Annotated in this window: 10 protein-coding genes and 2 pseudogenes; 3 read left to right on the top strand and 9 right to left on the bottom strand. The window is 65.8% G+C overall.

The window, feature by feature from the left end; all coding sequences use genetic code 11:
• Positions 1-37 precede the first annotated feature (37 nt).
• Positions 38-172: a hypothetical protein gene (locus FHT09_RS20195; protein WP_258077205.1), complete on the bottom strand. Its 135-nt coding sequence runs from the start codon at positions 170-172 to the stop codon at positions 38-40.
• A gap of 98 nt (positions 173-270) precedes the next feature.
• On the opposite strand from FHT09_RS20195, the gene FHT09_RS05170 reads away from it, so the two are divergent.
• Positions 271-2283, top strand: a complete 2013-nt coding sequence (locus tag FHT09_RS05170; RefSeq protein WP_104606004.1) for a M13 family metallopeptidase — start codon at positions 271-273, stop codon at positions 2281-2283.
• A 216-nt stretch (positions 2284-2499) separates the two neighbouring features.
• Here FHT09_RS05170 and FHT09_RS05165 read toward each other — a convergent pair whose 3' ends face one another.
• From FHT09_RS05165 to FHT09_RS05140, 6 genes and pseudogenes are all read right to left on the bottom strand, one after another.
• Complete coding sequence (locus FHT09_RS05165) at positions 2500-3198, bottom strand: rhomboid family intramembrane serine protease (protein ID WP_104536683.1); 699 nt, start codon at positions 3196-3198, stop codon at positions 2500-2502.
• Positions 3199-3238: 40 nt separating this feature from the next.
• Positions 3239-3646 (bottom strand): MGMT family protein, encoded by a 408-nt coding sequence (locus tag FHT09_RS05160; RefSeq protein ID WP_104606003.1) that lies wholly within the window; start codon positions 3644-3646, stop codon positions 3239-3241.
• A 191-nt stretch (positions 3647-3837) separates the two neighbouring features.
• Positions 3838-5208, bottom strand: a complete 1371-nt coding sequence (gene gorA, locus FHT09_RS05155) for a glutathione-disulfide reductase (protein WP_104535806.1) — start codon at positions 5206-5208, stop codon at positions 3838-3840.
• A pseudogene (locus tag FHT09_RS05150) lies at positions 5205-5455 on the bottom strand (amino acid dehydrogenase); the annotation flags it as partial. The gene gorA and the pseudogene FHT09_RS05150, both read right to left, overlap by 4 nt.
• Positions 5456-5576: 121 nt before the next feature.
• Positions 5577-6821: a DUF418 domain-containing protein gene (locus tag FHT09_RS05145; protein WP_104606002.1), complete on the bottom strand. Its 1245-nt coding sequence runs from the start codon at positions 6819-6821 to the stop codon at positions 5577-5579.
• A 207-nt stretch (positions 6822-7028) separates the two neighbouring features.
• A complete protein-coding gene (locus FHT09_RS05140) occupies positions 7029-7508 on the bottom strand; it encodes a peptidylprolyl isomerase (RefSeq protein ID WP_104535809.1) in 480 nt (159 codons plus the stop codon).
• A gap of 46 nt (positions 7509-7554) precedes the next feature.
• Between FHT09_RS05140 and FHT09_RS05135 the strand changes: the two are divergent.
• Positions 7555-8162, top strand: a pseudogene (locus tag FHT09_RS05135) (C40 family peptidase).
• Between the two features lie 172 nt (positions 8163-8334).
• The gene (locus tag FHT09_RS05130; protein ID WP_308686135.1) at positions 8335-9021 is read left to right on the top strand and encodes a C40 family peptidase; all 687 of its coding nucleotides are present in this window, start codon (positions 8335-8337) and stop codon (positions 9019-9021) included.
• Between the two features lie 146 nt (positions 9022-9167).
• On the opposite strand, the gene FHT09_RS05125 is transcribed toward FHT09_RS05130, so the two are convergent.
• Both FHT09_RS05125 and FHT09_RS05120 read right to left on the bottom strand, forming a co-directional pair.
• Positions 9168-9659 carry an acyl-CoA thioesterase gene (locus FHT09_RS05125; RefSeq protein WP_184416870.1) on the bottom strand — a complete coding sequence of 164 codons (492 nt, stop codon included), beginning with the start codon at positions 9657-9659 and terminating at the stop codon, positions 9168-9170.
• A 362-nt stretch (positions 9660-10021) separates the two neighbouring features.
• On the bottom strand, positions 10022-11362 hold the full coding sequence (locus FHT09_RS05120; RefSeq protein ID WP_104535812.1) for a dicarboxylate/amino acid:cation symporter: 1341 nt from the start codon (positions 11360-11362) through the stop codon (positions 10022-10024).
• Positions 11363-11432: the final 70 nt, after the last annotated feature.

Raw genomic sequence — 11432 nt, 5'->3', positions numbered from 1 at the left:
GCGACAGTCGCTTCTTGCAGCCAATCGCTTCAAGCATTCAAACGCTGCCATCGCGGCACACCGCACGCGCCTTGGCCTGCATCCACACTGCGCAGGTCACCGGCTGCAAGCCCTTCCAGCTCGATGGCACCACACGCTGGCGCGCACGCGCGGGCCTGATGCGTTCATGCAAGCGGCCGGCACCGGGAACCAACGGCGGCTCGCGCCCGCCTGCACGAGGCGCAGCCTTGCTAAACTCCGCCGACTTCAATCTGGCCACCTTTCTTCTCGATGCCCACCATTCGTCCGCTTGCCCTCGCTCTTGGCTTCAGCCTGATCACGCTGCTGTCCGCCCCCGACGCCGACGCCGCTCGCAAGAAGAAGGCCGCCCCCAAGGCCCCGGCCGTATCGGCGGCCTGCACCGACTTCTACGATTACGCAAATGCCGGCTGGCTCAAGGCCAACCCGGTGCCGCAGGCCGGTGCCGTCACCGCGCTGGGCCAGCTGTCCGAGCGCGCGCTGCAGCAGCAACGCGAGTTGCTGGATGCATCGATGAAAGCGCCGCAGGGCAATGTGCAGAAACTGCTTGGCGACTTCTGGGCCAGCGGCCTGGACGAAGCGTCGGTCGAAAAGGATGGCTCCAACCCCATCGCCCCCTTGCTGTCGCGCATCGACGCGATCAAGAAGGCCAAGGATGTGCCCGCTTCCATCGCAGCATTGCATCAGGTCGGCATTCCGGTCGGTTTCAATTTCGGCCCGGATGTGGACCTGAAGGCGCTCGATCGCCATATCGGCTATTTCATGCAGGGCGGCATGGGCCTGCCGGACCCGGCGTTCTACACCCGCACCGACGCCGACACCCAGGCGCTGATGGGCCGCTACCGCGCCTACGTCAAGCAGATCCTGGCGCTGACCGGCACCCCGGCCGACAAGCTCGACGCCGATGCCGCCTCGGTGCTGCAGATCGAGACCGCGCTGGCGCGCAGCGCGCAGTCGGTGCAGGGCATCAACAACCCGTTCAACAACTACGTACCGATCGCCACCAAGGACCTGACAAGGCAGTACAAGAATCTGCGTCTGGCCGACTTCCTGGAAGCGCAGGGCGTCAAGGACGACCTGGTGTCGATGGCAGACCCGGCCATGTTCAAGCAGCTCGACAGCATGATCGTCAGCATCAAGCCGGAACAGTGGAAGGCCTATCTGCGCTGGCGCGTGGGCGATGCGATGGCGCCGTACCTGTCCAAGAGCTTCCACGATGCCGAATACCAGTTCCGCGGCCGTCTGCTGCGTGGCGATGCCCTGCCGCCGCAGCGCTGGCAGCAGGTGCTGGACGCGATCAATATCGCTGCCGGCCCGATGCTCGGCCGCGAATACGTGGCGCGCTACCTGAGCAGTGACACGCGCCGCCAGGCCGAGGCCATCGCCGACCAGGTACGCGACGCGCAGCTGGCCGCGCTGGAGCGTACCGGCTGGGGCAACGGTGAAGTGATCGCCGAAGCCAAGTCCAAGCTGTCGGCGATGAAGATCGAGGTCGGCGCGCCGCGTCGCGATCTGGATTACACCGTGCAGCCGATGGGCCGCGGCAGCTTCGGTGGCAACATGCTGATCGCTTCGACCTGGCGTCACCGCGAGGAGATGAAGCGCATTGGCAAGGGCAACGCCGACCGCCGCTGGGACGTGCTGCCGCAGCAGCCGGCAGTGGCCTACGACATCGCACAGAACCGCCTGATCATCACCGCTGCCGTGCTGCAGCCGCCGGTGCTCACTGCGGGCAGCACGCCGGCCGCGCAGTACGGCGCTTACGGCGCGCTGGTTGCCCACGAAATCACCCGTGCCATCGACGCCAAGGGCTCGCTGGTGGATGCCAAGGGCGAGTTGCGCAGCTGGTGGACGCCGGCCGAGAAGACCAGCTGGACCCTGCTGGCCGGCAAGGTGGCCAGCCAGTTTGGTGCCTACGCCTACCCGGGCGTGCCCAACGTCAAGGTCAACGGTGCACAGACCGCCGAAGAAAACCTGGCCGACCTGGCCGGCATCGAACTGGCCTGGCAGGCCTTCAGCAAGGCACAGCCAGCGGCCACCGAGGCCGACAAGCAGGCATTCTTCACTGCCTGGGCCGGCTTGTGGGCCCAGCAGCTGTCGCCGAACGAAGCGGTGCAGCGCGCCAGCGCCGACATCCGGGCGCCGGGCCAGTGGCGCACCAACGGCCCGCTGTCCAACCTGCCGGAATTCGGTGCGGCGTTCAGCTGCAAGGCCGGCCAGCCGATGCAGCGCGTGGATGCCGAGCAGTTGAAGATCTGGCGCTGATTCAAGCGCCAGGAAGTCACTGGCAATCGACATGCAGTGGCTGGAAATGAAAAAAGAGCGCGGACTCCGCGCTCTTTTTTTGTGCCTGGCATTCCATCCATGACAACGCACGCTTGGCAGGATCGGCACCGGCCGCGATGAAGACCTACCGGTAACGCCCATCGCGGCCAGGGCCGCTCCTACGGATCAGCGTGGATCTGCCACGCCACGACTATCTCAACGCACCACGCGCAGCGGCGGCTTGCGCCCCTTGCCACCGCCCTTCTTGCCGCCACTGCCGCCAAACGGCGACTGCCCGCGCCAGTAACGGATCATCAGCCAGCCGAACAGCATGCCGCCCAGATGCGCGAAGTGGGCCACGCCCGGCTGCCAGCCGGTTGCACCCAGGAATAGTTCGATTGCACCGAACACGATCACGAAGGTACGCGCCTTCATCGGGATCGGCGGAAACAGCAGCATCACCCGCTGATTGGGGAACAGCATGCCGTAGGCCAGCAACAAGCCGAACACCCCGCCCGACGCCCCCACCACCGGCGCCCCGCCCTGGGTGAACCAGGCCAGCAGCAGCTGGCACACGCCGGCGCCGGCCACGCACACCAGGTAATAGGTCAGAAAGCGCTTCTGGCCCCAGGTCTGTTCCAGCGCCGCGCCGAACATGAAAAGCGCCAGCATGTTGAAGAACAGATGATTGAAGCCGCCATGCAGGAACGCGTAGGTCAGTAGCTGCCACGGCATGAAGCTGGCACCGGGCGAGAAGGCATCGAAGCCGTTGGAAATCGGCCACAACATCAACGACGACAGCGCCGCATCGGAGGGCAGCACGCCAGCGCCCAGATCGCCCAACGCCCACTGCAGCAGGAACAAGCCAATATTGGCGATCAACAACGCTTTGGTGACGGGCGGCAGTTGGGGCATGACGGCATCCTTCGGAATGCCAACCATCATAACGGCAGGCTTATGAAGGTCCCCACACGGCCGCGTCCAGACGCTGTGCGGCGCTGGCACGGCGCACCCGGCCCTGCTCGACCGCCACGCCTTCGGCGCGCAGTCGCCGACATTGCTCACGGTAGCCGGACGAGCCTTCCGGCAACGCGATCCGGCCGTCGCTGCGCAGCACCCGGTGCCAGGGCAGCTGCGGATCGTCATTGCCGCTGAGCACGCGGGCCACCAGCCGCGCCCGCCCGGGCAGGCCAGCGCGCAGCGCGACGTCGCCATAACCGGCAACCTGCCCGGAAGGGATTGCGCGAATCGCGGCGAGAATGCGCAGTCGTGCCTGTTCGCCGGAGAGCGCCTCAGCGCTGGAGGCGGCATGCGCAGGCAGGTCGGCAGGTCGACGCGTCATCGGGTTGCGGGGCTTGGACATCACGCAAGGATGCCAGCTACCGGATCAAAAAACCCCTCTTCGCTCGGGCGAAAGGGGCACTGCCTGCGCACCGTCGACGCGTTCGCCCCGAAGCACCCGCGCCGACTGCAGGTTGTCGAACTCCCGACCGATGTCGGTCCCTGCATCAAGCCAGGGACTGATGCCTCGCCCGCCCGGCCACAACTGGCACCTCAATGCATCAACACGATCTCTTCCGAGGAGGTCGGATGGATCGCCACGGTCTCGTCGAAGTCGCGCTTGGTCGCGCCCATCTTCACTGCCACCGCAAAGCCCTGCAGCATTTCGTCGGCGCTCTCGCCCAGCAGATGCACGCCGACCACGCGCTCCTCTTCGCCCACGCACACCAGCTTGAACAGGCTGCGCTGCGGCGCGTCGGCCAGCGCGTGCAACATCGGGCGGAAGTTGCTGCGATAGATGCGTACCGCGCTGCCATGCCGCGCGCGCGCCTGCTCCTCGGTCAGGCCGACCTGCCCGAGCGGCGGATGCGAGAACACCACGCTCGGCACGCCCTCGTAGTCCACGCGCGCATCCGGTTGCTTGCCGAACAGGCGATCCATCAGCTTGCGTCCTGCCGTGATCGCCACCGGCGTCAGTCCGACCTTGCCGCCGACATCGCCGATGGCATGGATGTTGGGCACGCTGGTGGTCTGGCCATCGTCCACCACCACCTCGCCTTTTTCGCCCAGGCGCACCCCGGCCTCTTCCAGACCCAGCCCCGCCGTATTGGCGCGTCGGCCGGTGGCGAAAAACACCTTGTCGAACACGTCGTTGCCCTGCTCGCTGGTGTGTGCGGGATGGCCATGCACATGCAACTTGGCGTCCGCATCGCGTTCCAGAGCGGTGGTCGAGAAACCGAAATGCAGGCGCACGCCCAGATGCCGCAGGTTGTCGGCCAGTTGCAGGGTCAGCTCGGCGTCGAAGCGCTCCAGCAGCCGCTCGCCCTGGACGAACAAATGCACGCGACTGCCCAGCGCCTGCAGCAAGCCGGCGATTTCCACCGCGATATAGCCGCCGCCGACGATGGCCACCTGCTCGGGCGCATGACAGAGATTGAAGAAATCGTCGGACACTTCACCGTGTTCGGCACCCTGCACGTCGGGGCGCAACGGGTGCGCACCGGTTGCGATCACGATGTGCTCGGCGGTGACCGGCACGCCATCGCCGCCCATGATGGTATGGCGATCCTGCAGCACACCGCGCTGCGGGATCATCACCACGCCATCTTCGTTGAGGCGACGCCGATAACTTGCGTGGATGTTGCCGATGTAGCCCTGCCGGTGCGTGACCAGTTCCTGCCATGCCAATGTCGGTCGCGGCACATCGAAACCCAGCGCCCCGGCAAGCGCGATCTTGCCGGCCAGATCGGCCGCCAGCCACATCGCCTTCTTGGGTACACAGCCGAGATTGACGCAGGTGCCGCCCAACGCATTCGGTTCCATCATCGCCACGCGTGCGCCGTGCTTGGCCGCGCGAAAGGCCGCTGCCAATCCACCGGAGCCGCCTCCCAGTATCACCACGTCGTAGTCGTAACGGACACTCATGCGAATTGCTCCGCCCGGTAAGGATGCAGGTCCAGCGCAGGTGCGCGGCCCGTGATCAGGTCGGCCATCAGTTGTTCGCTTGTGGTGCTCATGCTGATGGCGAGCATGCCATGTCCGGCTGCGAGCCAGACGTGAGGACGGCCCTGCCCGCGGCCAGCACCGGCACCTTGTCCCAGTTCGTCGGCCGCCATCCATCCCAGCGCTCGATCACGGCAGGAGCAGCCGGCGCATGCAGATGGTCGGCCGCGCGCTCCAGTGTGAGCGAACAGCCCTTGCCGGCTTGCACCGGCAAACACCCCCCGGCGGCGGCGCCTGTAGTGGCGACCACGGACCGGTGCGATGACCGCCACCGGGCACTCGTGCGCGCACTACCCCACTTGCCCGCTGCTGCGACGCATCGGCGGCACGCGCAGATAGGTCACGCTGCGCCATAGCCATTCCATCGGCCCGAAGCGGAACAAGCGCAGCCACAACCGGCTCAGCACCACCTGCAGCGCAAACAGCGCCAGCGCGAACGGCAGCTGCCATACGCGCGGCAGTTGCTCGAAGTAGCCCAGCCCGTAACCATAGAAGATCCACGTGCACAGCAACGACTGCATCAGGTAGTTGGTCAGCGCCATGCGTCCGGCAGGCGCAAGCCATGCCAGGCGCGGTGCCAGGCGCACCACCCACGCCGCATAGCCCAGGCTCATCAGCGGGCCGGCAATCAGTGACAACGCGAATGCACCCGACAAACGCAGATCCAGGCGCGCCGGATCGATCCACGGCTCCAGCGCGTAACTCACCCCCATCACGCCCAGCCCGAGCGGCAGCACGCCGTAGCGCAGGGCCCGAAACAGGCGCGGAAAGCGCTCCGGCGCGGCGATCGCGCCACTGCGCACAAACCAGCTGCCCAGCAGGAACATGCCGAGCATCGCCGGGCCATTGATGCTCAGCCCGGTCATCGCCTGCCGCAGGTCGTGCCAGCGCTGCAGCGTGGCCTGCACATAGCTGCCGCTGCCGAAGGCAGCGCGCTGCGCCTGCACGTTCGCCCCCGCCTGTTGTGCTGCATCGGCCACCGCAGCCTTCCATTCCACGGCAGCCGCCGGATCGAGCTGCATCAAGGTGCCTGCGACGCCATACAGCAGCATCAACGCGGGCGCGCAACAGTAGATCAGCGCGGCAAGCCACGGCAGCGTCACCGTCGGCACCGAGCGTGTGGCCAGCAACAACAAGGCCAGCAACGCGTAGGTCACCAGAATATCGCCAGACCACAGCAGCAGCGCATGTGCCAGCCCGATCGCCAGCAGCCCGACGGTGCGACGCAGATAGATGCCGAAAAACCCGCGCCCGGCCTGCGCGGCACGCTGCGCCATCACCGCAAACCCCATGCCGAACAGCAACGAGAACAGCGTGTAGAACTTGCCCTGCACCAACAGGTACACCAGCGCATCGGCGACCCGGTCGGCACCGTGCCAATGCGGCTCGACGCCGGTGATCGCCAGATCGAGCGGACCGACGAAGGCTTCGATGTTCATCAGCAGGATGCCCAGCAGCGCAAAACCGCGCAGCACATCCAGCACCGCGATGCGCTCGCTCATTGCAATGGGCAGCAAAGGATTGCGCGGGGTCATCTCGGCCCGGACAGCGCGGCGCGGCAATCGCGGCGCGCAACATGCAAACGGCCCGCCGGGATGGCGGGCCGCAGAAACGCATCCGGCGAACGCTGGTCAGACCGGCACGATCGGCACCTGCAACCCGGCATCACCGCGCGGTGCATGCCCATCTTGCGGATTACCTGCATCGGTCTGCACACCACGCAGACAGCGCGACGGCTGCGCTCAGTGGTGATGGCCGCCTTCGCCATGTACATGTCCGTGGTCGCGCTCTTCCTGGGTGGCTTCACGCACCTCGATGATCTCCACATCGAAGTGCAGGTCCTTGCCGGCCATCGGGTGGTTGAGATCGACGTCGACCACGCTCATGCCGACCTTCTGCACCGTCACTGCGCGCGGGCCGAAGTTGGTCTGCAGTACTACCTGGGTGCCCGGTACCAGCTTGGTGGCACCAAAGTGCTTCTTGGGCACGCGCTGGCTCAGGCCTTCGCGATATTCGCCGTACGCTTCAGTGGCCTTGACGTCCACACCGAAGCTGTCGCCGGCCTGCTTGTCCATCATGGCCGCTTCCAGGCCCGGAATGATGTTGCCGTGGCCGATCATGATCGCCAACGGGTCACGCTCCTTGGAGCTCTCGATCGGTTCCTGGCCGAGCTCGGAAACGGTGTAGTGGAAGCGGACGACGCTGTCTTTTTCGATCTTCATGCCTGGCTCTGAATAGGCTGCCCGGTGGCAGACGGTGGAGGACGGCTTGTCGGCCGCCGGGTGCGCCGCCATCATGGCGACCTTTCGACCGCCCATTATCCCGGCTCCATGCATATCACGCCAGTTTTCGCCGTCCGCGCCCGCCGCGCCGCGGCCAGTTCGTTGTTGGGACTGGTCGTGCTGCTGGGCGGTTGCGCACAGGCGCCGGTCCGTCGACCCGCAGCTGCCCCGCCACCGGCACCGCGCGTCTGGCCGCAGGTGCCGCCGTCCAACCCGGCCGCCGCCAACAACATCCTGATGCGAGCGCTGGGCCTGGTCGGCACGCCGTACCGCTTCGGCGGCAACACACCGGAAACCGGCTTCGACTGCAGCGGGCTGGTCACCTATGTCTACAAAGATGTGCTGGCGCTGTCGCTGCCACGCACCTCGCGTGAACTAGCTGCGGTGCAGGGCCCGCGCATCCCGCCGGAGACGTTGACCACTGGCGATCTGGTGTTTTTCGGCTCCAGCGGCAACGTGACCCATGTCGGCATTTATGTCGGTGAGGGCCGCTTCGTGCATGCGCCCAACACCGGCGGTACCGTCCGGTTGGATTTCCTGGATGGCGCCTACTGGCGTGACCATTATTCAGGCTCAAAGCGGGTTTTGCCCTGATATGCGATCCACGTCACGTTTCATAAAACGGAAATTTAACCTTTTTTGAACGTAACGATTCTTTCACCAGGGCATCATCCCGCATCGACAGCAGAATTGTGATTCCCGCGTGACGAACGACGAACAGATCAACACTGGCGCCGCACCGCTTCCGCCCCGGAAACCGCTCCGCCTGCTATGCGCCACTGCCCTTTGGCTCGCAGCCCTACCCGCCCTGGCCCAGACCGCCAACGGCACCCCATCCGCTCCGCAGACGACCACGCCAGACAGCGCCGTCGCCGCCGAGAAAGCCGCAACCCGCAGCCGCGCCGACGCCGCTGCCACCGCAACACTGGCCGCCCTGCTTCCGCACCTGGCCGCCAACGACGCCATTCCGCTGATGGACCGCTCGGCAATGTTCGCCGGTGACCTCAGCCGCCTGCTGGCCAATTACGACGTTTCCCAGAGCGCGGCCAACGCTGCCCAGAACGCCGTCGCCGACAGCCGTGTCCAGGTGATCCTGCAACGCGCCATGGCCCTGCTCGGCACCCCGTACGTCTGGGGCGGCGAGTCCACCGAAGGTTTCGACTGCAGCGGCCTGGTCGGCTATGTGTTCAAGACCGCCCTGGGCATCGACCTGCCGCGTGTGTCGCGCGACATCGCACGCGACGAGTCTGCAGAACTGATCAAGGACCCCAACGCGCTCAAGGCAGGCGACCTGGTGTTCTTCGGCAGGCGTGGCCGCATCGACCATGTGGGTCTGGTAGTCGGCGATGGCAAGTTCCTGCACGCTCCCAGCCGCGGCAAGGACGTGCGGGTGGATTCGCTGGCCAGCGGCTACTGGAGCGAGAAGTTCATCCAGGCGCGTCGGGTGCTTTGACCTGAGCATCTGACCCACTGCATGACAGAAAGGCCGCGGAGATTCCGCGGCCTTTTGCGTTGTGGGCAGTCTTTGCGCCGAAGCTCCCTGCCGCCACCGCGCACGCCTCTGGATCGCGTACGCATGCCGCGCGCGTTGCCCCACGGTCAGCGTGCAGCAGCGGCCTGGTAATGCTCCATGGTGTCCTCGATGCCCTTGCTCAGCTCCATCACCTTGAGCGCGTATTCGGCCAGGCGCTGGTCTTCCGGCGTGTCCGGCTGCCAGGAGGGCACTGCCACCGGGGTGATGCCGTCCGGGTCCATCGCCACGAACACGATGATGCAATGCGTGCATAACCGCGAGTCGCCGCCCATCGGGCTACGCGCCCGCACATCGATGGCAAAGTGCATGCTGGTGCGGCCGGTGTAGACCAGCTTGGCGGACACTGCGACCAGATCGCCGATCCGTACCGGCGCCACGAAGCGAATGCCGCCCACCGCCACGGTAACGCAGTAATGCCCGCTCCAGCCGCTTGCCGCGGCAAAGCCGACCTGATCGATCCACTTCATCACCACCCCGCCGTGCACCTTGCCGCCGAAGTTGACGTCGCTGGGCTCGGCCAGAAAACGAAACGTCAGATCACGCTGTTTGCCAATCACCGCCCGCCCTCGTCAATAGATGGGCGGGCAGTGTGCCATGCGGGTGGACTACCAGTGCGCACAACGGCAATGCCTTGGCGCATCGTCCATCAGCGCCGATGCGTCAAGCGGGGACCTGGCGCCTCCAGTGTTTCCCGCCTGCGTAGACACAACATGGGAAAGTGCGGTTGCCGCACTTCAGCATCCGCCGCAGGCGCGCTCCCGGCGTTGCTGGTCGACCAGTCGCTGCACCGCAAAGCGGTCTGCTCGAACGGGTCGTCGGCCAACGACCGCCGCACCAACATGCCCTCGACGCTGTGCAACTCAGACAGCTACTGCAGGCGATTGCACAGCGTTGGAAATCCAACGCGCATCGGTGGCGGTCAGCGCTGCGTCGGCGCGCGATCGGTCAACGGATCTTCCAGCCCCACATTGGTCGATGCCGACTCGTAGACCGCCTTGTCGAGCAGGCCGGTTTCCTTGGCCACCAGCACCGGCACCAGCATCTGCCCGGTCACGTTGGTCATGGTGCGCATCATGTCGAGGATGCGGTCGATCGCATATAGATAACCGATCACTTCAAGCGGCAGATTGGCCGCACTCAGCACTACCGTGGCCATGATCACCGCAGTGCCGGGCACGCCGGCCGTGCCGAAGCTGCCGAGCACCGAGGCGATCAGCACCACGAAGTACTGGTTGGCGGTCAGCGGTACGCCGGTGTACTGCGCGATGAACACCGCGCACAGGGCCGGGAAGATCGCACCGCAGCCATCCATCTTGATGCTGGCACCCAGCGGCACCGCAAACGCGGCGTAGTCCTTGCTGACGCCCAGGTTATGCGTGATCGAACGCATCGCCACCGGCATCGCGGCAAAGCTCGATGAACTGACGAATGCCACCTGCATGCCCGGCGCCGCGCCGCGGAAGAACTTCCACGGATTCAATCCATGCAGCAACAACAGGCTGCTGTAGACCACCACGATATGGATCGTGCAGGCCACATACAGCGCCAGCACGAAGTTGCCGAACGGCAGCAGTTTCTCGAAACCATAGCTGCCGACCAGGCTGGCGATCAGCCCGAAGGTGCCGAGCGGGGTCATCTCCAGCACGAAGCGGGTGACCTGGATCATGATGTCGCTCAACTGTGCGGTGAGCTTGCGTGCTTCGGCCACGCGCTCGCCGAGCTTGACCATCGCAAAGCCCAGCAGCGCGGCGAAGAAGATCACCGGCAGGATCGACCCGCGCCCGGCCGCCAGCACCGTTTCGCCGGCCGCATTGGTCTTGGTGCCGATACCGGTCAGTGCGTAGAACGGGTTGGAGGGCACCACGTCCAGCAGCACCTTGATCGGGCTGGGCACATCGCGCGGTTTCCAGGCCGAATCCACGCTCAGGCTGAAATGCCCGGCGCCGGGTTGCATCAACGTGCCCACCGCCAGGCCTACGCCCACCGCCAGCGCGGCAGTGATGACGAACCACAGGAAGGTGCGCCCACCGAGCGCGGCGACGGATTTTTGCCCGTGCAGCGAGGAGATCGCATTGATCACCGCAAAGAACACCAGCGGGATCGCGATCATCTTGATCAGGGTGACGTACAGATCGCCGAGTGGGCCGAACCACACATCGGCCGCCGGGCCCATGGCCCAGCCGGCCAGCGCGCCGAGCACGAAGCCGGCCACCACGCGTTGCCAGAACGGAATGCGCAACCAGGCCGAGACCAATGTCATGCGTCGAATCATCCGGGGGGGGGAGAGTGCATGCACCATAGCCCAGGCCCGCGCCGCCGGCGAGGTCACG

Origin of the sequence: Xanthomonas sp. CFBP 8152 (assembly GCF_014199025.1) — a bacterium.
In the GTDB taxonomy this organism is placed as follows: Bacteria; Pseudomonadota; Gammaproteobacteria; order Xanthomonadales; family Xanthomonadaceae; genus Xanthomonas; species Xanthomonas arboricola_B.
Note: the sequence above shows the minus strand (reverse complement) of the source record. Positions and strands in the feature narration are given on the sequence as shown.